This window comes from Litoribaculum gwangyangense (assembly GCF_039543505.1).
Lineage (GTDB): Bacteria > Bacteroidota > Bacteroidia > Flavobacteriales > Flavobacteriaceae > Litoribaculum > Litoribaculum gwangyangense.
Genome location: NZ_BAABJW010000001.1, coordinates 202,966 through 224,982 on the forward strand (window position 1 = coordinate 202,966; position 22,017 = coordinate 224,982).

The 22,017-nt window shown below is 33.1% G+C and carries 21 protein-coding genes; 10 read left to right on the forward strand and 11 right to left on the reverse strand.

Annotation, left to right across the window (positions count from 1 at the left end; all coding sequences use genetic code 11):
* Nucleotides 1-81: 81 nt before the first annotated feature.
* The 6 genes from porG (at nucleotide 82) to murI (ending at nucleotide 6,676) form a co-directional block, all read left to right on the forward strand.
* Complete coding sequence (porG, locus tag ABD963_RS00885) at nucleotides 82-768, forward strand: type IX secretion system protein PorG (RefSeq protein ID WP_345275052.1); 687 nt, start codon at nucleotides 82-84, stop codon at nucleotides 766-768.
* 1 nt (nucleotide 769) lies between these two features.
* On the forward strand, nucleotides 770-1,510 hold the full coding sequence (gene uppS, locus ABD963_RS00890) for an undecaprenyl pyrophosphate synthase (RefSeq protein ID WP_345275927.1): 741 nt from the start codon (nucleotides 770-772) through the stop codon (nucleotides 1,508-1,510).
* On the forward strand, nucleotides 1,443-4,124 hold the full coding sequence (gene bamA, locus ABD963_RS00895; protein ID WP_345275053.1) for an outer membrane protein assembly factor BamA: 2,682 nt from the start codon (nucleotides 1,443-1,445) through the stop codon (nucleotides 4,122-4,124). Before uppS ends, bamA begins: the two co-directional genes overlap by 68 nt.
* A 174-nt stretch (nucleotides 4,125-4,298) precedes the next feature.
* Nucleotides 4,299-5,297 carry an OmpH family outer membrane protein gene (locus ABD963_RS00900; RefSeq protein WP_345275054.1) on the forward strand — a complete coding sequence of 333 codons (999 nt, stop codon included), beginning with the start codon at nucleotides 4,299-4,301 and terminating at the stop codon, nucleotides 5,295-5,297.
* A 31-nt stretch (nucleotides 5,298-5,328) separates the two neighbouring features.
* Nucleotides 5,329-5,829, forward strand: a complete 501-nt coding sequence (locus ABD963_RS00905; protein WP_345275055.1) for an OmpH/Skp family outer membrane protein — start codon at nucleotides 5,329-5,331, stop codon at nucleotides 5,827-5,829.
* A gap of 67 nt (nucleotides 5,830-5,896) precedes the next feature.
* On the forward strand, nucleotides 5,897-6,676 hold the full coding sequence (murI, locus tag ABD963_RS00910) for a glutamate racemase (protein WP_345275056.1): 780 nt from the start codon (nucleotides 5,897-5,899) through the stop codon (nucleotides 6,674-6,676).
* Nucleotides 6,677-6,898: 222 nt separating this feature from the next.
* Here the strand turns inward: murI and ABD963_RS00915 are convergent, their stop codons facing one another.
* Nucleotides 6,899-7,414 carry a gamma carbonic anhydrase family protein gene (locus ABD963_RS00915; RefSeq protein WP_345275057.1) on the reverse strand — a complete coding sequence of 172 codons (516 nt, stop codon included), beginning with the start codon at nucleotides 7,412-7,414 and terminating at the stop codon, nucleotides 6,899-6,901.
* 382 nt (nucleotides 7,415-7,796) lie between these two features.
* Nucleotides 7,797-8,819 carry a PorP/SprF family type IX secretion system membrane protein gene (locus ABD963_RS00920; protein WP_345275058.1) on the reverse strand — a complete coding sequence of 341 codons (1,023 nt, stop codon included), beginning with the start codon at nucleotides 8,817-8,819 and terminating at the stop codon, nucleotides 7,797-7,799.
* Between the two features lie 174 nt (nucleotides 8,820-8,993).
* On the opposite strand from ABD963_RS00920, the gene ABD963_RS00925 reads away from it, so the two are divergent.
* From ABD963_RS00925 to ABD963_RS00940, 4 genes are all read left to right on the forward strand, one after another.
* On the forward strand, nucleotides 8,994-9,899 hold the full coding sequence (locus ABD963_RS00925) for a NifU family protein (RefSeq protein ID WP_345275059.1): 906 nt from the start codon (nucleotides 8,994-8,996) through the stop codon (nucleotides 9,897-9,899).
* A gap of 152 nt (nucleotides 9,900-10,051) precedes the next feature.
* Nucleotides 10,052-12,088: a thioredoxin domain-containing protein gene (locus ABD963_RS00930; protein WP_345275060.1), complete on the forward strand. Its 2,037-nt coding sequence runs from the start codon at nucleotides 10,052-10,054 to the stop codon at nucleotides 12,086-12,088.
* On the forward strand, nucleotides 12,085-12,438 hold the full coding sequence (locus ABD963_RS00935) for a DUF1304 domain-containing protein (protein ID WP_345275061.1): 354 nt from the start codon (nucleotides 12,085-12,087) through the stop codon (nucleotides 12,436-12,438). The genes ABD963_RS00930 and ABD963_RS00935 overlap by 4 nt, the downstream gene beginning before the upstream one ends.
* Nucleotides 12,439-12,519: 81 nt before the next feature.
* Nucleotides 12,520-13,332: a mechanosensitive ion channel family protein gene (locus ABD963_RS00940; protein WP_345275062.1), complete on the forward strand. Its 813-nt coding sequence runs from the start codon at nucleotides 12,520-12,522 to the stop codon at nucleotides 13,330-13,332.
* Here ABD963_RS00940 and tsaB read toward each other — a convergent pair.
* The 9 genes from tsaB to ABD963_RS00985 form a co-directional block, all read right to left on the reverse strand.
* Nucleotides 13,329-14,003 carry a tRNA (adenosine(37)-N6)-threonylcarbamoyltransferase complex dimerization subunit type 1 TsaB gene (gene tsaB / locus ABD963_RS00945; protein WP_425562779.1) on the reverse strand — a complete coding sequence of 225 codons (675 nt, stop codon included), beginning with the start codon at nucleotides 14,001-14,003 and terminating at the stop codon, nucleotides 13,329-13,331. The genes ABD963_RS00940 and tsaB overlap by 4 nt on opposite strands.
* A gap of 1 nt (nucleotide 14,004) precedes the next feature.
* Nucleotides 14,005-15,333 carry a TolC family protein gene (locus tag ABD963_RS00950; protein WP_345275063.1) on the reverse strand — a complete coding sequence of 443 codons (1,329 nt, stop codon included), beginning with the start codon at nucleotides 15,331-15,333 and terminating at the stop codon, nucleotides 14,005-14,007.
* Between the two features lie 30 nt (nucleotides 15,334-15,363).
* A complete protein-coding gene (locus tag ABD963_RS00955; RefSeq protein ID WP_345275064.1) occupies nucleotides 15,364-16,467 on the reverse strand; it encodes an efflux RND transporter periplasmic adaptor subunit in 1,104 nt (367 codons plus the stop codon).
* Nucleotides 16,468-16,481: 14 nt separating this feature from the next.
* Entirely contained in the window at nucleotides 16,482-17,723 is a 1,242-nt protein-coding gene (locus ABD963_RS00960) for an ABC transporter permease (RefSeq protein ID WP_345275065.1), read from the reverse strand.
* A complete protein-coding gene (locus tag ABD963_RS00965) occupies nucleotides 17,724-18,956 on the reverse strand; it encodes an ABC transporter permease (protein WP_345275066.1) in 1,233 nt (410 codons plus the stop codon).
* Nucleotides 18,949-19,650 carry an ABC transporter ATP-binding protein gene (locus ABD963_RS00970; protein ID WP_345275067.1) on the reverse strand — a complete coding sequence of 234 codons (702 nt, stop codon included), beginning with the start codon at nucleotides 19,648-19,650 and terminating at the stop codon, nucleotides 18,949-18,951. The genes ABD963_RS00965 and ABD963_RS00970 overlap by 8 nt, the downstream gene beginning before the upstream one ends.
* A 304-nt stretch (nucleotides 19,651-19,954) precedes the next feature.
* Nucleotides 19,955-20,488, reverse strand: coding sequence for a DUF420 domain-containing protein (locus ABD963_RS00975; protein ID WP_345275068.1), 534 nt, complete (start codon nucleotides 20,486-20,488; stop codon nucleotides 19,955-19,957).
* A 40-nt stretch (nucleotides 20,489-20,528) separates the two neighbouring features.
* Complete coding sequence (locus tag ABD963_RS00980; protein WP_345275069.1) at nucleotides 20,529-21,275, reverse strand: SCO family protein; 747 nt, start codon at nucleotides 21,273-21,275, stop codon at nucleotides 20,529-20,531.
* A complete protein-coding gene (locus ABD963_RS00985; protein ID WP_345275070.1) occupies nucleotides 21,268-21,987 on the reverse strand; it encodes a hypothetical protein in 720 nt (239 codons plus the stop codon). The genes ABD963_RS00980 and ABD963_RS00985 overlap by 8 nt, the downstream gene beginning before the upstream one ends.
* Between the last annotated feature and the right edge of the window lie 30 nt (nucleotides 21,988-22,017).

Below are 22,017 nucleotides of genomic sequence, written 5' to 3' on the forward strand. Positions count from 1 at the left end.
TTCTGTTTTAAACTCATACTATTGGGTTCATATTATTGTGAACTCATCATATTTATTATATTTGCAAACTTTTGAATATTTATGAGGCATTTAATCATATTGATAATAAGCGTTATAACCATAAATTTAGGCCACTCTCAAATTAATGAAATTGGTGTTTTTGTTGGTGGAAGTAATTTTATAGGCGACGTGGGAGCAACCAATTTTATTTCGCCTAACCAATTAGCCTTTGGAGGTATCTATAAATGGAACAGAAGTAAAAGACATTCCTATAGAGCATCTTTAATTTTTAGTGAATTGCAAGGTATTGATAATAATTCTGATGATCCAAGGCGTATTCAAAGAGGTTATGAATTTTCAAGTAAAATTTTAGAAGCGTCCGTTGGGTTGGAATTTACCTTTATGGATTTCGACTTACATTCCGGAGAAAAACTAGGAACCCCTTATTTATTTGCAGGAATTAGTGTTGCTAATCACGATAATCATTATTTTTTAAACGGTTTACAAACATCTGAGAACACTTCTAGTTGGGCTTATGGTATTCCTATGGCAATTGGCTTTAAGACTAATTTTATTGGAAGCTTGATTTTAGGAATTGAAGTGGGAGCACGCTACACATTCTCTGATGAAATTGATGGCAGTATTCCTGATGCCGAATTTAGGCAACAATTCCGCTTTGGAAATATAAACAATAACGATTGGTATGTGTTTTCGGGCATTACCCTAACCTATACTTTTGGAGAAAACCCTTGTTACTGCCCAGAATAATATGGATTTAAAAGACAGCATACATATCAAATCTTTACCCAAACACATCGCTATTATTATGGATGGAAATGGTCGTTGGGCAAAACAAAAGGGTATGATGCGTGCATTTGGCCATGAAAATGGCACAAAGGCAGTAAGGGAAGTTGTAGAAGCTTCAGCAGAATTGGGTATAGAAAATTTAACCCTTTACGCTTTTTCAACTGAAAATTGGAAACGGCCAAAGTTAGAAGTGCAAACCCTTATGAAGCTTTTGGTGTCTTCATTAAAAAAAGAAATAGCCACACTTCAAGATAATAACATTAAACTTTCAGCCATCGGTAATTTAACATCTTTGCCAAAAAGAGTACACAAGGAGCTATTTGAAGTAATAAATAATACTAAAAATAATACTAGAATGACTTTAACTCTGGCCTTAAGCTATGGCTCTAGAGAAGAAATCATAAACACTGTTAAAGAAATTAGTATTAAAGTTAAAAATAATATAATTTCGCCCGAAAATATTGAAGAATCAATTATAAATGAGCATCTTTACACGCAAAATTTACCAGACGTGGATTTGCTTATTAGAACCAGTGGCGAGCAACGTATAAGTAATTTTTTGTTGTGGCAAATCGCATATGCCGAATTATATTTTACGAATATATTATGGCCCGATTTTACCAAGCAACATTTGTATGAAGCTATTATTGAATATCAAAAAAGAGAACGACGATTTGGGAAAACAAGTGAGCAACTTAGTTAATACTTTACCGATAACTACATATTTAAAGTACTGTTTAGCCATATTATTTGTTATAATTAGCTTTAGCATACAAGCACAAGAAATAAATTACAGTGATGGTAAAAAATACACCCTTGGAGATATCACTGTAGCGGGAAATTCCACTTTTAGCGAACAAACTATTATTACCTATTCTGGCTTAAGGAAAGGAAAAGAAATGTCCATTCCTGGAGAAGACATAGCTAATGCCATTAAAAAACTTTGGGGCACTAAGTTATTTAGCGACATAGAAGTTTATATAACTAAAATTGAGGGGGACACAGCCTATTTAGAAATTCGATTATCTGATTTACCTCAACTTAACGAGTTAAAAATTAATGGTATAAAAAAAGGAAAACAAGAAAGTATTATAAAAGAAGCAAAACTAAATAAAGGAGTTAAAGTAACCGAAAACCTCCTTACTACAACAAAAAACTTTCTTGAAAAAAAATACAAAAAAGAAGGCTTTTTAAATACCAAAATTTATATCAACACCCTTGAAGTTAAAGATTCTATTGAAACAGCAAGAGTTAATATGGTACTCAATGTTGATAAAGGTGAAAAGGTAAAAATAAAAGACATCGTTTTTAATGGCAATGATATTTTAAGTGACAAAAAGCTTAGAAAAGCTATGAAAAGCACAAAACAAATTAACCGTTTGCGCCTTTTAAAACGTTCAAAATTTATTGACTCGGCATATCAAGCAGATTTGAGCCATGTTGTAGATAAATATAAGGAAAATGGATATCGAGATGCTAGAATAGTAAAAGACAGTATCATTGTGAATGATGATAAAACCATTTCTATCAACATCGATGTGAACGAAGGAGAATTATACACTTTTGGTGACATCACATTTATTGGTAATACAGTTTACACAAATGAGTTTTTAAGCAGAGTTTTGCGCATTAGAAAGGGAGACACTTATAATGGGGTTGAATTACAAAAGCGTATTGCAGATAACTCAAAACCTGATGCAGATGATATCACAAATTGGTATCAAAATTATGGTTATTTATTTTCCCAAATAAATCCAGTAGAAGTTAGCGCTGATAATAATATTATTGATATAGAAGTAAGAATTTCAGAGGGTAAACCAGCTTATTTTAATAATGTATCGGTAGTTGGAAATGATAAAACCAATGACCATGTTGTTTACAGAGAAATACGCACTCGTCCAGGACAATTATATAGTAAAGCCAATGTTGTTAGAACAGTGAGGGAACTTGGCCAAATGGGCTTTTTTGATGCCCAAGAAATATCACCAAATTTCAATAACCCAAACCCAAATGAAGGCACCATCGATATGGAATACTCAGTTAAGGAAACAGGATCTAGCCAAATTGAACTTCAAGGTGGCTACGGTGGCGGTGGTTTTATTGGTACATTAGGCTTATCTTTTAATAATTTCGCCATAAAGGATATCCTGAAAAAAGATGCCTATAAACCAATACCGATGGGTGATGGTCAAAAACTAGCGTTACGCTTACAAGCCAGTAGATTTTTCCAGACCTACAGTTTTTCATTTTCAGAACCTTGGTTGGGTGGTAAACGTCCTGTGCAGTTTTCAACATCGCTGTCTCATACCAAACAGTTCTTGTTCAATCCTTTAACAAGAGATGCTGATAAAAGTAGAAGTTTTAATATTACCGGTATCACTTTTGGTTTAGCAAAACGACTATCGGTGCCTGATGATTATTTTACACTTTCTCAGGCCATTAGCTTTCAACGTTATGATTTAAATAACTATAACACAGGATTGTTCACTTTTGGCGACGGATATTCAAATAACCTATCATACACCGTAGGTTTAAGTAGAAATAACACCAGTGTTGATCCTATTTACCCAACTGGAGGATCTAATTTTGCCGTATCAGCAAAATTATCTCTACCATATTCCTTGTTTAATGGTGTGGATTATGAAAAATTATCTGAAGATTATGATGATGCTTTACAAAGACGTGCAAATGCTGAAAGCACAAGTGACTTGCAATTTATCGAAGCCAACAGGGAAATAACTGAAATAGACCAAGAGCGTTATAAATGGCTAGAATTCTACAAAGTGAAATTTTCTGGAGAATGGTATACACAATTAGCTAAAGATTTGGTTTTAAGACCTAAAATCGAATTTGGCTTTTTAGGTGCCTACAACAATGCTCGTGGTGTTATTCCTTTTGAACGATTTTTTCTTGGTGGAGATGGTTTAGGAAATTTTGCCCTAGATGGAAGAGAGGTCATCCAATTACGTGGATACCCTAACCAATCTCTTACCCATTTAGATGAGGCAACAGGTAGAGCTTCAAATGATGGATCAAGTATTTACAATAAGTTTTCACTTGAACTTCGTTATCCAATAACATTAAAAGCGTCGGCAAAAATTTATGCCTTAGGATTTATGGAAGGCGGGGTATCCTATGAAAAATTTAGAGATTATAATCCATTTAACATCAAGCGCTCTGCAGGTTTAGGTATTCGCATATTTATGCCAGCATTTGGCTTATTGGGTATCGATTTTGGACATGGTTTTGACCCGTTACCTGGAGAAACAGTTAAAAATGGTTGGGAAACCCACTTCATTATTGGACAACAATTTTAATAAGAAATTTATTTTGGCACGATATTTTCTAATAGGAGTATAATGATTTGCATGAGAATTAAAATTTTTAAGATTAAAATTCGTTAATTTTGAAGACGCAATTCAAAAAGGCAGAAAAAAATCACCTGTCATTTTAGAATTTATAATTTGATAAATTAGAAAATATTTAAACAGATGAAAAATAACGTTCTTTTTTTACTGACATTGGTTTTTACAATAAGTCTTTCAACATTTGCCCAGCGTGGTGTTAGAATTGCTTATATAGATACTGAATATATATTAGAGAATGTTCCAGAATATCAAGAAGCTACCGCACAATTGAATGACAAAGCCGAAAAATGGAAAAATGAAATTCAAGAAAAATTAGCTGTAATTGAGCAAAAAAGAAAAGATTTAAGTAATGAAAAAGCGCTTTTAACAAAGGAACTTATTGCCGAACGTGAAGAGGATATTAATTTTGAAGAACAGGAAATATTAGATTATCAACAAAAACGTTTTGGTCCAAATGGTGATTTATTCATACAAAAAAAACAGTTGATGCAACCCATTCAAGATCAAATATTTGCAGCTGTTCAAGATATTGGAAAAGCAAGAAATTATGATATTATACTTGATAAATCAACCACTGGTATTATGCTATATTCGGTTAACCAACTCGATTTAACTGAGCAAATACTAAGAACCATAACTCGAGCATCAAAGCGTACCCAAGCTGAATCTAAAGCTGAACGAAAAGCTGCTGAGGAAGAAGAATTAATTCCAGAAATTAATTATGAATTGGAGGCTAGAGAAAAAGCCTTAGAAGAAAAGAAGGCTGAACGTGAAAGTGCCATTGAAAAGGCTAGACAGGAAAAATTAGCAGCTCGAGAAGCCAAAGTAAAAGCCGCCGAAGAAAGACGTCAAAAAATATTGGAAGAACGGGAAAAAGCCAGACAAGAAAAATTGGATGCAAGAAGCCAGCCCGAATCTGGAAAAATAGAAAATGATTCCACTGCATCAAAAAGCACAACAACGAAAGAAGCTGGGGAGACCAAAACTCAAGCTCAACTTATAGAAGAAAACAGACAAAAAAAATTAGCCGAAAGAGAAGCTAGAAAAAAAGCTCTAGAAGAAAAAAAGAGAAAGATTTTAGAAGAACGCCAAAAGGCAAAAGACAGTACGAACAACAATTAAAAATTTATAACACAATTAATACTATTTAAAAATGAAACAATTAAAAACTCTTTTATTAGCAACTGCATTATGCATTGGAACTTTAAGTTTTACTCAAGCACAAAGCAAAATTGCTCATATAAATACTCAAGAATTAATTGCAGCCATGCCTGCAGCCAAAGCAGCACAAACTGAACTTGAAACTTTAGGAAAAACGTATCAAACAGATATCCAAGCATCTATTACTGAATATCAAAATACAGTAAAGCAATACGAAGCTGAAGCCGCTACCAAAACCGATGAAGAGAACCAAAAGAGAGGGTTGGAATTACAAGAAAAGCAACAACGTATTCAGCAGTTTAGATCAGATGCACAAAAAGATTTAGCTGAAAAAGAAGCTGAATTATTTAAACCTATTCAGGAAGCGGCTATGAAAGCCATAAATGAAGTAGCAAAAGAGCAAGGTTACCAATACGTTTTTGATAGAGCTTCTTTAATTGTTGCAGAAGGTAAAGATATTTTAGCTGACGTAAAAAAGAAATTAGGCATCTAATTCAAATTTAGAAATAAATATATTTAAAGCTGTCTTTGTAAGGCAGCTTTTTTATTTTTGTTAAACTATGAGCACACAGCCTATTGGTATTTTTGATTCTGGTGTTGGCGGCACATCTATTTGGAGAGAAATACATGCTCTTTTACCAAATGAAAATACCTTGTATTTGGCCGATAGCGCTAATGCGCCTTATGGACCAAAAGGGAAAAAAACCATTATAAATTTAAGCATAAAAAATACCGAGTTTTTGCTGAATAAAAATTGTAAACTTATTGTGGTAGCTTGTAATACTGCTACCACCAATGCCATAGATTACTTAAGAAATACTTACGATATTCCTTTTATTGGAATAGAACCCGCCATAAAACCAGCTGCTTTACAAACAAAAACATGCGCAGTGGGTATTTTAGCTACAAGAGGCACCTTGAGCAGTGCATTATTTTCTAAAACTTCGGGTTTGTTTGCGAGTAATATTAATGTCGTTGAACAACATGGCGATGGCATTGTAGAACTCATTGAAAGCGGTTACTTGTTTTCTGATGAAATGACTGCGCTTTTAAAACAATACTTACAACCAATGATGGATGCTAATATTGATTATTTGGTTTTAGGCTGTACCCATTATCCCTATTTAATGCCCATTTTATTGGAATTACTTCCTAAGCATGTGAAAATTATAGATTCTGGTGAAGCAGTTGCAAAACAAACCAAAGTGGTTCTGGAAAAACATGGTTTGCTAAACTCCTCCTTTTTAAATCCAAAAAATGAATTTTTTACCAACAGAAATCCAGAAGTTATGAAGTCACTTTTAGGCGATAAATTTGATGTCGGATATCAAGATTTTTAGTTGTTAGTCATAATTAGAATGAATGAGGACGTAAACGCTTGATTCGGAACTAAAATACATTAGATTGACACGGATTATTCGCTATGACTGAACCTGTCTGCGTTAGCGATTGGAATGATATCCTTTTTCCTGCAAAAGATAAAATGGAAAGCGCAACCCAAATGGTAACACCCAATTTCTTGATACAAATATGAGATTCTGAAACAAATTCAGGATGATAAGCTACTCTTTAAACCAACTGGAATATTTAATATAATTATTGGCAATACGATTTATTTCGCCCGAGATGAGCTCCTGGCTAATATCCTTTACTTTTTTTGCAGGAACGCCAGCGTAAATGCTCCCTGCTTCCACCCGTGTGTTTTTCGTAACAACGGCACCTGCTGCAATAATACTATTACTCTCAACCACACAATCGTCCATGATAATACTTCCCATACCCACCAAAACATTATCTTGAATAGTACATCCGTGTACAATGGCATTATGCCCTATTGAGACATTATTTCCGATGTTTGTAGGTGAGGTTTGGTACGTAGCATGTATGACAGCCCCGTCCTGTACATTGACTTTATTGCCCATTTTTATATAATGCACATCCCCTCGAATAACGGCATTAAACCAAACACTACATTGGTTACCCATGGTCACTTCACCTACAATGGTGGCGTTTTCGGCAATGTAACAATCTTCTGGGATACTCGGTGATTTTCCATTTACTGGTTTTATAATTGACATTTTTTAAGATAGATTTGTTTAGCAATTTATTTATTAGTTTTCATTTCTTATAAAATTAAGGAATCTGAATATTATTTAACTAAATTTTTATTTTGAAACATACATTAAAAAATTACTTCATTCCTTCATCAGTCGATTATGATGATTCATGTAAATTAAGATAGCTATTGGGAATTTGAGATCCGTAATAATTTCCTATCCATAAGCATGGAAACGCCACTTGCCTAGCCCTTTGCCTATTTGATATTAACCAAATAAGATTTATATTCAATTACAAAATTAGAACTATTTAAAGGCTCTTCAAAATACTTTAAAGTTTAAGTACGTTGAAAATATACTTTTAAAAGCTGTTTAAGAATATGTTAAAAGAATACTTTTTTGGTTAGTTAACAGCAGGACATTCACAATCGTAACGTTCTCTTCTACAGTTAAAGTTATAACCTAAAGTTAATTGATGAAAACCCCCGTTTGTGAATACTATAGAATTCGTTTGGTAAGTGTAATTGTAAGCAAACATAAATTCATTATAATTCACCCCTAAAATAGGTGTGATTTGTTGTAGCTTTTGACTACTAACAGTATTGGTGCCAGTAAAATATTCTGCCCCATCAAAACTATTTCTGTATGATAAACCACCCCAAAGTTTCCCAAATTCCATTTGTTTATAAACCTTTGCATTAATATCTATGGTGGCCTCCTTAGTGCCATCTCTATATTGAAACATGATAGAAGGCTCATAACTCCATTCACTCCCATATTTACTAAATACATTCCCTACAGAAAACAAATAACGTCTTAAATTATCCGTTACAGCTATGCCATTTTGTGCACCTATACCTGTATTGACGCCATTATTTTTAAGCATATTTTTTACTGTACCATGCAAATAAAAATCTAAAAAATGATAGGAAAAACCAAAATCAACATTAAAATTAGTAGCACTTTGTACCGTACCGGAAATTGCAGGATCTCCACCATCAAACAAAAAAGTCGTTTCGTCCAACTGGTATTGAATAAACCCCGCGCTTAAACCGAAAGATAGCATATTCAAATCTACCTCACTTCTAGAAAACATCAGGTGATGCGCATAAGTAAAGTAAGCTCCTTTTTGGGAATGGTACCCATTTTTATCAGCATACAAAATACCTCCTATAGCAGAAGGGGAATCGCCAAGTCTTCCATTCATACTTAAAGTTAAAAGTTTAGGCGCATCATCTTGCCCAAACCATTGTTGACGAGCTGTTAATCTAACTTTAGCACAATTCGCAATACCAGCCATGGATGGGTGAATTAAGTAATAATTATCGGTAAGATAATCTGTATATATTGGTAAACCCTCTTGAGAAGTTCCCATATAGGATACTAACGCAAAAATAACTGCTAAAATGATGTTTTTCAATTTCATAAACTTTATTACAAAGTAGATTTGGTATAATAAAACGTTTTGTTTTCCCAAAAAATTACTCTTAAATGATAAAAGAATGACTTTATCTTAAAAGCCTTTAAAAACAGGCAACAAAACTCAAATATATGAACAAGAAAGCGTTTCTTTTAGTATTTTTGCAAAAAATTAGTTGAAATGAACACTTTCAAGGTTTCTGTGCAAGAAACAACAAACAACGCTATTGTAAAATTTGAAATCAATCAATTTATAACCCAACATCAAAGTTATGAATTCAACAACATTGATGATGCTAAACCGTCGCCTTTAGCGCAACAGTTGTTTTATTTACCTTTTGTTAAAAAGGTTTATATTTCTGGAAATTTTATTGCAGTTGAACGCTATAATATTGTTGAATGGAACGATGTGCAGGATGAAGTAGCCGAACAAATTGAGGCCTACTTAAATGATGGTGGCGTTATTATTGAAGATTCAGCAATAGCAAACAAAAAAATAGCTGTAACCGTATACGCCGAGAGTACTCCTAACCCATCTGTGATGAAATTTGTGGCCAATAAAAAAATAGTGACTACTTTATTTGAGTTTATTTCAATTGATGATTCAAAACTTTCGCCACTAGCTACGGAGTTGTTTCATTTTCCATTTGTTAAGAGTGTTTTTATGGATGAAAATTATGTATCCATTACAAAATACGATATCGCTGAATGGCAAGATATTACGCTAGAACTTAGAGAATTCATTAGAAATTACATTGAAAGTGGCAAAGAGGTTGTATTACCAAATGCCGCTGAGAGTTTACAAAAATCAACGGAGCAATTAGATACACACTTTGAAAGTTTGGATGATACCTCAAAAGAAATTATTAATATTCTGGAGGAATATGTAAAACCTGCCGTAGCCAGTGATGGTGGTAATATTCAGTTTATATCATATGATGCTAGTAATAAAAACGTAAGCGTCCTTCTTCAAGGTGCTTGTAGTGGTTGTCCATCATCTACTTATACTTTAAAAAGTGGTATAGAAAATATGCTAAAACAAATGCTTCCTGGAAAAGTAGATATGGTTGAGGCCATTAATGGCTAAAAATCGATATAAAACCAATATTATAAATAAAGCGTTCTACTTATGAGTGCTTTTTTTGTGCTTAAATTTCGCTAACTTTGAATGTGAAGCACTTGGTAACATTTCTCTTTAGCATTTTAATAATTGGCTGTAAAGGGCAGAACTCAAAACCTATGGAACATCAATATACTAACGAACTTATTAATGAAACTAGCCCCTATTTATTGCAACATGCCCATAATCCTGTAGATTGGAATCCATGGAATGAAAACACCTTGAACAAAGTAAAAGCAGAAAATAAATTGATGCTTATCAGTGTTGGATATGCTGCTTGCCATTGGTGCCATGTTATGGAACATGAAAGTTTTGAAGATAGTTTGGTAGCACAAGTGATGAACAATAACTACATTAACATTAAAGTTGATAGAGAAGAACGTCCAGATGTAGACCAAGTTTATATGAACGCCGTTCAGTTAATGACTGGTCATGGTGGTTGGCCTTTAAATGTGATTGCATTACCAGACGGAAGACCTATTTGGGGAGGTACCTATTTTAGAAAAGAACAATGGATAAGTGCCTTGGAACAAATTTCTAAATTATATAAAGAAAGCCCATCAAAGCTTTATGAATATGCCGATAAATTGGAGCAAGGCATCAAAGCATTGGATGTTGTGGAACTGAACAGTGATGAACCTATTTTTGAGAAAAATTTCATTAAAATAGCTGTTCAAAATTGGTCTAATCAATTTGATAAAAATCTTGGAGGCATGAATCGTGCCCCTAAGTTTATGATGCCCAATAACTATCATTTTTTATTGCGATATGCATATCAAACTGATGATAAGGAATTGCTAAACTTTGTAAATACAACACTTACAAAAATGGCCTATGGTGGCGTGTTTGACCAAATTGGGGGTGGCTTTTCAAGATATTCCGTAGATGCCAAATGGCACGTTCCCCACTTTGAAAAAATGCTTTATGATAATGGGCAATTGGTAAGTTTGTATTCCGATGCTTACCTCCTAACAAAAAATGGGTTGTATAAAAATGTGGTTACTGAAACTTTGGAATATATTAAACGTGATATGACTACCCAAAACGGCGCTTTTTATTCATCACTTGATGCCGATAGTTTAAATTCTGAAGGTAAACTTGAAGAAGGTGCCTTTTATGTTTGGACTAAAGATGAACTTAAAACACTATTGAAACACGATTTTGAGTTATTTTCAGATTACTATAATATGAATAGTTATGGCCATTGGGAGAATGATAATTATGTGCTTATTAGAAAAGATAATGATGAAACCCTAACAAAAAAATACAACCTTACTAAAGAGCAATTAATAGAAAAAAAAGCGGATTGGAAAAACACACTTCTTGAAGCCAGAAACAAACGTGAGAAACCAAGATTGGATGATAAAACCCTAACCTCTTGGAATGCTATTATGTTAAAGGGTTATGTAGACGCTTACAGGGTTTTTGGTGAATTGGATTATTTAAATTCTGCTGAAAAAAATGCCAATTTCATCATAAATAATCAATTAAAAGAAGATGGTGGTTTATTTCATAATTATAAAAATGGTATCAGTTCTATTAATGGTTATTTAGAAGATTATGCTTCTACAATTGATGCTTTTATAGCTTTATATGAAAACACCTTAAATGAAATTTGGCTAAAATCAGCTAGAGATTGGGCCAATTATACACTAGACCATTTCTTTGATGAAAATAGTAAAATGTTCTATTTTACCTCCAATGATGACCCCGCTTTGGTTTCAAGGAGTATTGAATATCGTGATAATGTGATTCCTGCTAGTAACTCTATTATGGCAAAAAACCTCTTTAAACTATCACATTATTTTGATAATGAACATTTTAGAAATACAGCTGTAACCATGCTTAATAATGTAAAACCTGAAATGCAAAAATACCCCTCGGGCTTCTCCAATTGGTTTGATTTAATGCTAAATTACACTTACCCTTATTATGAAGTGGCTATAGTTGGCAAAGATGCCAAACAAAAGATAACCGAGCTGAACCAAACTTACATCCCCAATAGACTGATAGCTGGTAGCACTGTTGAAAACAACATGCCTTTATTGGAAAACAGGTTCGTCCCTGATAATACATTGATTTATGTGTGTGTAAACCAAGCTTGTAAACTTCCCTTAACCGATACAAAAGATGCCATCAAACTCTTGAAAGAATGACTTTTATAACTATACTATTATTGTTGCTTGTAGCCTTAGAACATTTCTACTTTTTAGTTTTGGAAATGTTTTTATGGACCATGCCAAAAGGAATAAAAACCTTCGGATTAAAATCAAAAGAATTCGCTGAGGAAACTAAAGTACTTGCCGCCAACCAAGGCTTGTATAACGGTTTTTTAGCCGCCGGACTACTATTTTCAATCATCCTGAATGATATCAAAGTTGCAATTTTTTTTCTTGCTTGTGTAATTATTGCAGGTATTTATGGGGCTTATTCTACAAAACAAATCAAATTATTTTATGTTCAAAGTATTCCTGCAATTGTGGCTTTGATTTGTTGTTTGTTGTAGAAGTTTAATTATTTGTTTACCTCAAAACCTTAGAATAATTTTAACTTTGTATATTAAGTATAATATCAAATAAAAATAATTATGGATTTAGAAAAATGGATTGAGAAAGGTTATGCGTTAATAATGGATTTTGGCCCTAAAGTAATAGCTGCTATTGCTATATGGATTATTGGCTCATGGATTATTAAAAAATTACTTAAAGGCATAAAAAAAGTTATGACTAAAGGTAATTATGATGAAAGTCTTCAAAAATTCTTATTAAACTTAATTAAATGGGTTTTAAAAATAATTTTAATTATTGTTGTTTTAGGTACTGTTGGAGTGGAAACCACTTCATTTGCAGCCATAATAGCCGCAGCAGGTCTAGCCATTGGTTTAGCATTACAAGGCTCTTTGGGTAATTTTGCAGGTGGTGTTTTAATTATGATTTTTAAACCTTTTAAAATTGGCGATTTAATTGAAGCTCAAGGTGAAATGGGTACTGTAAAACAAATTGAGATTTTCACAACCAAGTTAACTGGACTCTCAAACAAAGAAATTATAATTCCAAACGGTTCACTTTCCAACGGAAACATTGTTAATTACACCACAGAAGGTACCCGACGTGTAGATTTGGTTTTTGGAGTGGGTTACGATTCTGACATCAAGAAAACAAAAGAGGTTTTATTGTCCGTTTTAACGTCTCACCCTAAAGTTTTAAAAGACCCTGCCCCTGCTGTAACCGTTTTAGAGTTGGCAGATAGTTCTATAAATTTTGCTGTAAGACCGTGGTGCGACACCGCGGATTATTGGACGGTTTATTTTGATGTGACCGAACAAACTAAAGAAGCATTAGATGAAGCTGGGATTGAAATACCATACCCACATCAAGTTCATATACGTAAAAATGACTAAGATTTTGGTTTTAAAGCCACAAAATCTTTTAAATAATAAGGTTCAAAATAAGCGACATCCTCAAAGTCGCTTATTTTGTATTTTTGATATGCCAACAAGCTCATTTCATTGGCAGATGGTAACTTATCTTCAATAAAAATAGCATTTGGATGGTTGATTATAGTTTTTGTTTTTTCAACACCATTTCCAATAAAATACACTTTACCTTGATTTAAATAATCAGCAAAAGCGTTACCATCTAAAATTTGTGCCTGGGTGTCTCGTATTTGTTTGCAATTTGAGTCGTAAATTGCTGAGTATACTTCTAAACGTCGAGCGTCCAACATTGCTACAATAACGCCTTCTTCACATGCAACTTGATGCGACAAAGCTTTTAAAGTAGAAACGGAAATCAAAGGTTTATTTAAAGCATAACAAAGTCCTTTAGCAGCCGAAACCCCAATACGTAAACCCGTATAAGAACCTGGGCCTTTACTTACAGAAATTGCATCTAATTCTTTTGAATATACTCCTGCTTCATTTAAAACAGCATCTATATAGACATGCAGTCTTTCGGCATGCGAGTAATTTTTATCGTTATCCTCCTTTAATGCAATGGTTTTACCATCTTTTGACAATGATACCGAGCAATTAGTGGTTGCAGTTTCTATATTTAGTGTAAATATGCTCAATTTAGTTTGTTAAAGGTTTACCCATATAAAAATCTAAAACTTTTGTTTTAAATACGAAATCATACTTGGCATTTATTAATGAAGATTCTGCATTTATAAGTCTAACTCTCGCTTGTTCTAATTCAAAAGAAGCCATATTTCCAATATCAAAACGTTCTTTGGTATTATTAAAAGCTAATTCTTGAGATGCCAACGATTTTTTTGCCGCCTCATAGCCTTTTAGAGCAGCTTGGGCATCGGTAAACGCACGTTGTATGTTAGACTCTAAATCCAATTTTGCTTGGGCTAAATTGAGTTTACTGTTTTCTTCTTGAATCCTAGATTTGGCAACGGCTGTCTTATTTTGGAATCTTGAAAAAATAGGGATTCCTACATTTAAACTAAAACTATGGGATTTTTGATCATCAAATTGGTTAAAAAATGAATCTTCCAAATCGGTAATGTTGGTAAAAAAGGCATTAGTACCAAAACCATAATTAAAATTTACTGTAGGTAAGAACCCTGATTTTGATATTTCTGTTCTTAACTCAGCGTTTTCTATATTCTTTTGGGCAACTTTGATCTCATTTCTGTTTTGAAAAGCATAATCCAATATGGGTGAGATGTCATTGTATAAAAGAGCTTCCGATGGTGTACCAACGTCTATAATGTCAACATCAAAACCTTCATAAGGCAATTGAAGTAACTGGGATAAACTTAGCAAGGCCAAATTAAAGTTGTTTTCAGCAATCGTAACGTTTTGCTCATCCAAACTCAATGTAGCCTCTGCATCATAAATATTCACTTGGGGTTGCACACCAGCATCTACCAATTCCTGTACTTGTTCCAATTGTTTATTTGAAAATTCTAATTGAGCGATGGCTGTTTCTAATCGTTCTTTATTGAATAAGACATTTAAGTAGGCATTAACAACATTTAAGGAAATATCATCCTTAATACGTTCCAATTCCAGTTTACTAGTCTCTAAATTTAATTGTGATTGTTTATAAAGATTTGTTAACCTAAATCCATTGAATATCGTTTGGTTAACACCTAAGCCTAAATTGGTAACATTTGTAGTTCTATCTACAACAACTTGCGTATTACCAATATCTATCCTCTGGGTACCAATGCCTAAACTATGGCCAAGGTTTGCATTTAGTGAGGGTAGAAATTGTCCTCTAGCCCCAATAACATCCTGCTCGTTTAATAAAATATTATTTTCTGATTGGGATACCGTAATATTGTTATCTAAAGCATAGTTAACACATTCTTGTAGAGACCATTTTTTTTGTTGTGAAAATGATAAAATTGAAAATAAAAGTAATGTTAGCAAAAGATTTTGTTTCATCCGTTCACTCTTTGAATTAATCATACTGTCTTAATTTTCTTTTAATACTTTATTCCAGACTTTGATCTTATCGCCTTCTTTAACACCATCAATAATTTCGACATTAATACCATCCGATAAACCTAATTTTATATCTTGTCTTTTAAAAGTATTATCTTCTTGCTGAATTTCAACATAAGGCTTTTCAGTAATCCTATCAAATCTGATTAGTGATTCCTTAATACTGAAAATGCTATCTTTACTAGCAATATTAATTTCGGCATTAGCACTGTAACCTGCTCTAATATTGGCATTTAACTCAACTTCCACATCGGCTTTTATTGTAAATTGAACTGCCCCAGCATTATCAGAAACTCCCTTAGGAGCAATAAATGTTAATTTTGCAGGAAGGGTTCTCTCTTCCAAGGCCCCAATAACCACTCCTATAGGTTCGCCTTCCTTTAGTTTACCCACCTCAGATTCATCAACCGTTCCCTCAAAAATCATATTTCCCATATTCGCAATGGTAGCAATGGTTGTACCAGCATTAAAGTTGTTACTTTGGATTACTTGATCACCAACTCGAATAGGAATTTCTAAAACAGTACCAGCTATTTGTGCAATAATATTAGTATTTGCAGAACTGCCCCCTGAAATTGATCCCTTTTTTATAATTTGATAATCATTTTGAGCTTGAGCCAGAGACTCTTGGGCTTGATTAAATGACAACTCACTGTTTTCAAAATCTTGTTTTGATATCACCCCTTTATCAAAAAGTAATTTATTCCTTTTGTAGAGTGTATTAGCATTCTCAAATGAAAATCTGGCAGCATTCAATCTACTATTAGCACTTACCAATGATTGTTCATTCGGTACAACTCTAATTTTGGCTATGAGATCCCCTTTTTCTACGATGTCGCCTTCTTCCACCAAAATAGCATCTACGATACCTGAAATTTGAGGTTTTAATTCAATTTCTTCTTCAGGATTAAGGCTTCCTGTTGCGACTATTTTGGTGCTAATAGACGTATAAAAAGGAGTTTCCGTACTAAATGATTCCGGAGCTCTGTTGTTGGCTTTATAAAAATACATTAGTACCCATATAAACAATATTATAGCTACTATAATAAAAACGATTCTAATACTTTTTTTCATTTTATATATTTAAATTATTCTTCTCTTAATGCGTCTATTGGCTTGATACTGGTTGCTTTAAATGCAGGTATTAAACCAATTAAGGTGCCTAGTATTATTACTATGAGCAAGGCTAAAAAAACCATACCAATAGATACTGAAGGATTTCTCATAAAAGCACTCTCTCCTTGTGCTAAAAAATTATTAACTAATATTAATATGAATCCGCCACTTATAATTCCTAAAAAACCAGATATTAATGAAATTGCCACAGCTTCTACAATAATTTGCCTTTTAACCAAGTATGGTGTTGCTCCCAAAGCACGCCTAATTCCAATTTCTTTAGTACGTTCTTTTACAGAGATTAGTAAAATTCCTCCAATGGCAAATACGCCAGCAATCAAGGTTGCTATACCCACAAACCAAGTTAAAAACTGCATACCCGTTAAAAATCCTGTAAATTGCTCAAAACGATCTCCCAGATTAAAACCGTTCATGGCTCTATTATCATCAGGGTGTATCTCGTGTATGTTTTTTAGTAATAACTTAACATCGGCATCCAATTGATTGATATCAAAATCTGGAGCTCCTGTAATAGTTAAAACATCAACTTCATTTCCTCGATTATAAACTTGCTGGAAAGTTGTAAAAGGGGTGTCTACTTCTATTGGTGGCCCCCCTAAATTAACTACTTCAAATACACCAATAACTGTAAAATTTACATTATCCCCTTTAATCATTTTACCTATGGGATATTCCCCCTTTTCGAATAATTGCTTGTAAACATCCTCTGATATAACTACAACTTTTTTACGCTCGTCAATATCACTTTGGTTAATGTAACGTCCCCATAAAAGATTCTTTTTAGCCAACTTATCTCGAAATGGAAATTCTCCATTTATACCAAAACTTCCCGATAAAGTTTTCCTGCTTAATGTTATTTGACCTCGAAGGCTGGGCAAAACATACTCAACCCCTTTCACGTTATCCTTAATTTTTTCAACATCATTAAGGTTAAGTTTTACCCGTCTGCCCTCTTGATAGCCTTTAAAAGGAATAGTGGTTGTTCCTGTAAAAATAAATAAACTGTTTGTAGCATAGTTTTGGAATTGTACGTTAAAATTATTTTCAACACCTTTAGCGGAGCCTAGTAAAGCTATTAATAAGAGTATACCCCACCACACTCCAACCATAGTTAAAATAGACCTAAGCTTATTTTTGCTAAGGCTATCAAACACTTCTTGCCAGGTATCTTTTTCAAATAAAAATTTTATCATTTAACCATTTCTTAAAGCTATTATAGGCTTTATTTTTGATGCTTTTTTTGCTGGAACAAACCCAGCAATAGTACCAGCTATTATAAGTACTATGGTAGCCGAAAATAAAAGTGAGGAACTAACACTGGGATCAGTTATAAAATATCGTTCTAAACTTGAACCTATACTTTCTAAAATACCAACACCAATCAATAGCCCCAAATATCCAGTAATGGTGGTTATCAAAATAGATTCCAATAATATAATAGAAACTATAGATTTAGGTGATGCTCCTAATGCTTTTCGAATCCCTATTTCTTTAGTGCGCTCTTTTACAATAAAAATCATAATATTACTTATCCCTAAAATACCAGCGATTAGTGTACCAAAGCCTATAATAGGTATAAGTGCCCCTAAACCAGACGATATATTATCAAGCCTTTTCTTTGCCGTAAGAACCTGATTGCCAATTCTTACACCGCGTTGATCATTCGGCGCTACATCAAATCTATTTTTCAATTTAATAGTCATTTCCTCTACCAAAGCTAAAGCTTGATCTACAGTTAAATTAGGGTTATAGGTTAAAGAAATATCTCCAATATCATCTTTTCCTAGATAAAGCCTTTGAATTGTTGTATATGGTAAATATATAACACGTTCTTGACTATCTCCCCCTCCATCTGAGTAAACCCCTACCACCTTATACTGAACACCTTCTAAATCAATATATTTGCCTACTGCTGATTCTTTTAAGTATAAGTCTTCCTCAACAAGACGACCAATAACACAAATTTTTTCCTTATTATTTACATCTTTTAAGCTTAGAAAGCGACCATTTTTAATCTCTGCTTTTTCAATATATTGATAGTCTGGAGCCACACCAGTAACTGTATAACCTCCTTTTTGTTTTTTGTAACTAACTTGATAGTTTCTTGATATTTTTGGCGACATATATTGTATATCCTCACCAAATTCTTTTTCTAAATAATCTAAATCCTTATTTGAAGGTCTTACTTGTCTTCCAATTTTAAGCCCTTTATAAGGCTTTGATGTGGTACCGAATCTTACAGTAATCGCATTTTCGGCTGTTCTAATAAAGAACTTCTCAAATGTGTTCTCTAGACCGTTGGCGATACCAAAAAGAATAGTAAACAACATGATAGCAAATGCCACGGTAAAACCAGAGAGCAATGCTCTTGTTTTATTTTTATTAATACTTTGGAATATCTCTCTCCAAAGGTCTAAATCAAACATATTGTTCTGCCCTTACTTGGTTTATCTTGGTATCTTCTAAGATGATTCCATCGCGTAATCTTACAATACGCTTACACATATTGGCAATATCTTCCTCATGTGTTACCATCAAAATAGTTTTCCCTTCGTCATTCAATTGCTGAATAAAAGCCATTATTTCGTAGGATGTAGTGGTATCTAACGCTCCTGTTGGCTCATCGGCTAACAATAATTTTGGATTTGCTGCCAGAGCTCTTGCTATGGCAACGCGTTGGTTTTGACCTCCCGAAAGTTCTTTAGGTAAATGTTTAGCCCAATCTCTTAAACCAACTTTTTCTAAATGAAATAACGCTAATTCTTGTCTTTCTTTACGTTTCATCCCTTGATAATACAATGGAAGCGCCACATTTTCAAGAGCTGTTTTATAATTAATGAGATTAAAAGATTGAAAAATGAACCCTAAAAATTTATTTCTATAAACTGCTGCTTTTTTTTCAGTTAAATTCTTAATAAGCAACCCATCTAAAATATAATCACCTGAATCGGCTTCATCCAACATCCCAATTATATTAAGTAATGTAGATTTCCCCGAACCTGAAGACCCCATAATAGCTACCATTTCTCCTTCTTCAACTGAAAGGTCAATGCCTTTCAACACATGCAAACTGGAATCTCCTATCGGATAGGATTTATGAAGCTTATTTATTTTAAGCATTTTTATATTTTTTAGCAAGACTAAAAGCCTTACAATTAGACTAACATAACAAACGAATGTTACAAAATAAATTAATGGTTACATCACTTTTTTAAGTGACTATATTTTCTGTACATAAAGATTCCTAACCCACCTATTAGTAGGTAAGGAATAGCCATTAAATAAACGATACCATCGTTTATACCTTCAGCAGCAGATTGCCCCTCTTCACTTTCTAAAACCGCCCGACACATAGCGCATTGGGCATTACTCTGTATAAAAAAGAGAAAATAAAGGAGAAAAAAGATTATTTTTCGTTTCATTTCTAACTGTAATATGGCGAAATCATAATATAAACAATTACTCCAGTTATTGCAACATAAAGCCATAAAGGAAATGTTATTTTTGCAATTTTTTTATGTTTTTCTATATTATTGGTTATGGCCCGAACATAGGTGATTAAAACAAAGGGAATAACTGCTATAGACAATAGAATATGGCTTAATAAAATGAAATAGTACAAATATTTTATTGGCCCTTCGCCCCCAAATTTTGTGGAGACACTTGTCATATGATACAGTACATACATAACCAAGAACAATACAGAGAGTAGAATTGCCAATTTCATAAGCCGCTCATGGGCTTTTCTGTTTCCTTTTTTAATTTGAAAAACAGCAAGTATTAAAACCAATGCCGTAATAGCATTTATGGTAGCGTAAATTGGGGGCAAAAAAACAGGGAGCTCTAAATCAATTTTAACTCCAAACAGAACTGCAACTACAATGGGAATTACTATAGATAATGCTACAATTAGCTTATTATACTTTTTCTCGTTTAAAATATTTTGTTCGTTATTCATATTCTATTTAACCCTAAATTTAAAAGGGAAAATTAATGGTTTATTCTTTTAAAAGTTTTGCTATATCTTCTTTTAATATGCTTATTTCTTGTGTTTCCCCTTCGTCGTTTACTTTTTCATCTTCGGTTATAATCCCTTTATAATAAATAATTGGATTGCCAAATTCATCTTTTCTGGAGCGTATAAATCCGTTTTTGTCTATTAATGCAAAGTTTCCTGAATGTTCAAAACCTCCTAAAACATCTTCGTTTTCTGCAGCGTAAATATAAAAACCTGCGTTCGCTAAATCATAAATAGTTCTTTTATCTCCAGTGAGTAAATGCCAATTGGGGTTTGTTATCCCATATTTTTCAGCATATTCTTTAAGCACTTCTGGCGTATCATATTCTGGGTTTATGGTAAAAGAGGCAACTCCAAAATTTTCAAAATTCTTAAAGGTATCTTGAATTTGAACTAAATTCAAATTCATCCTTGGGCATATAGTCGGACAGGTTGTAAAAAAGAATTCGACTATGTAAACCTTCCCTAAATAATCGTTGTTTGTGATGGTATTCCCATCTTGATTGGTAAAACTAAAATTAGGTACTTTTCTGTTTTCACCATTGTTTTCAATAAAAACCAAATCTGAAACTGTTGCCTTTTTATCGTTGGCATAATCGCTTCTACTTTCGTTTCGAATAACATCGCCGTTTGAAATCCTATCAACAATTTTAGGAATGAAAAGAATTCCAAAAACGAGAATAATGAAAGCAATGCCTATGTAAGAATAATTAGTTTTTTTATTCATTATTTTCAGGTTTTAAATCGTCGGCTCTTCGGGTATCAGAGTTAAATTCCCCTTTTCGCTTTTGGCGGTATTCGGTAAATAGCACACGCAAGTCGTCGCTCATTTTATTTTTAATCTCAGCTACTTCAATACAATCGTAGGTGTATAAACGATGCAATGGTTTATTATTCTCAATCTCTCTTTCTTCTCTATCATCTAAACGACCTCGTTGGTTTAAATCTTTATCAACGATAAAAACATGATTAGTGGATAAATCCTCACTAATTTTTGTGTTGCTTTTTAAACTATTGAAAACATTTTGAATTCTATTAGGTTCACCAAAAACAAAATGCCAAAACCTTAAATCTTCGTAGGAACTGATTTCTGCTTTGAGTTTTTCAACTTCCTGCTCGGTACCTTTAGGCATTACAATAACTATTTGAAATTTTTTAAACCCTTTGAATTTATCATACACCAATTCTTTTAAGTTGGATGCTGTTATAATTTTTTTTAGAGGGGTTTGTCCCAAAAAACCTAAAACTGTTATGTGATCCTTTAAAATAATTTTTTCTTCTGAAAGGGAAGTGAAATCATCTAAATCTGAAACATTTTCACCTACAATATCCAATGGCGTGTAATTGTGAGTGGCTGGATATAGAAACAATAAAAATATTACCGGAAGAAAGAATAAAATTCCTAAAACAACATATCTGCTAACTTTCTTTTTATCCATGTAATTGGGAGTGATTTTTCACAGTGCAAA

Coding starts and splice junctions, on each gene's coding strand:
- ABD963_RS00950 (WP_345275063.1), bottom strand. CDS start 15,333: ATGAAACAAAATCTTTTGCTAACATTACTTTTATTTTCAATTTTATCA.
- ABD963_RS00960 (WP_345275065.1), bottom strand. CDS start 17,723: ATGATAAAATTTTTATTTGAAAAAGATACCTGGCAAGAAGTGTTTGAT.
- ABD963_RS00940 (WP_345275062.1), top strand. CDS start 12,520: ATGGATTTAGAAAAATGGATTGAGAAAGGTTATGCGTTAATAATGGAT.
- ABD963_RS00935 (WP_345275061.1), top strand. CDS start 12,085: ATGACTTTTATAACTATACTATTATTGTTGCTTGTAGCCTTAGAACAT.
- ABD963_RS00985 (WP_345275070.1), bottom strand. CDS start 21,987: ATGGATAAAAAGAAAGTTAGCAGATATGTTGTTTTAGGAATTTTATTC.
- ABD963_RS00925 (WP_345275059.1), top strand. CDS start 8,994: ATGAACACTTTCAAGGTTTCTGTGCAAGAAACAACAAACAACGCTATT.
- porG (WP_345275052.1), top strand. CDS start 82: ATGAGGCATTTAATCATATTGATAATAAGCGTTATAACCATAAATTTA.
- ABD963_RS00930 (WP_345275060.1), top strand. CDS start 10,052: ATGGAACATCAATATACTAACGAACTTATTAATGAAACTAGCCCCTAT.
- ABD963_RS00905 (WP_345275055.1), top strand. CDS start 5,329: ATGAAACAATTAAAAACTCTTTTATTAGCAACTGCATTATGCATTGGA.
- murI (WP_345275056.1), top strand. CDS start 5,897: ATGAGCACACAGCCTATTGGTATTTTTGATTCTGGTGTTGGCGGCACA.
- ABD963_RS00965 (WP_345275066.1), bottom strand. CDS start 18,956: ATGTTTGATTTAGACCTTTGGAGAGAGATATTCCAAAGTATTAATAAA.
- ABD963_RS00955 (WP_345275064.1), bottom strand. CDS start 16,467: ATGAAAAAAAGTATTAGAATCGTTTTTATTATAGTAGCTATAATATTG.
- ABD963_RS00920 (WP_345275058.1), bottom strand. CDS start 8,819: ATGAAATTGAAAAACATCATTTTAGCAGTTATTTTTGCGTTAGTATCC.
- uppS (WP_345275927.1), top strand. CDS start 770: ATGGATTTAAAAGACAGCATACATATCAAATCTTTACCCAAACACATC.
- ABD963_RS00980 (WP_345275069.1), bottom strand. CDS start 21,275: ATGAATAAAAAAACTAATTATTCTTACATAGGCATTGCTTTCATTATT.
- ABD963_RS00900 (WP_345275054.1), top strand. CDS start 4,299: ATGAAAAATAACGTTCTTTTTTTACTGACATTGGTTTTTACAATAAGT.
- ABD963_RS00975 (WP_345275068.1), bottom strand. CDS start 20,488: ATGAATAACGAACAAAATATTTTAAACGAGAAAAAGTATAATAAGCTA.
- bamA (WP_345275053.1), top strand. CDS start 1,443: ATGAAGCTATTATTGAATATCAAAAAAGAGAACGACGATTTGGGAAAA.
- ABD963_RS00915 (WP_345275057.1), bottom strand. CDS start 7,414: ATGTCAATTATAAAACCAGTAAATGGAAAATCACCGAGTATCCCAGAA.
- ABD963_RS00970 (WP_345275067.1), bottom strand. CDS start 19,650: ATGCTTAAAATAAATAAGCTTCATAAATCCTATCCGATAGGAGATTCC.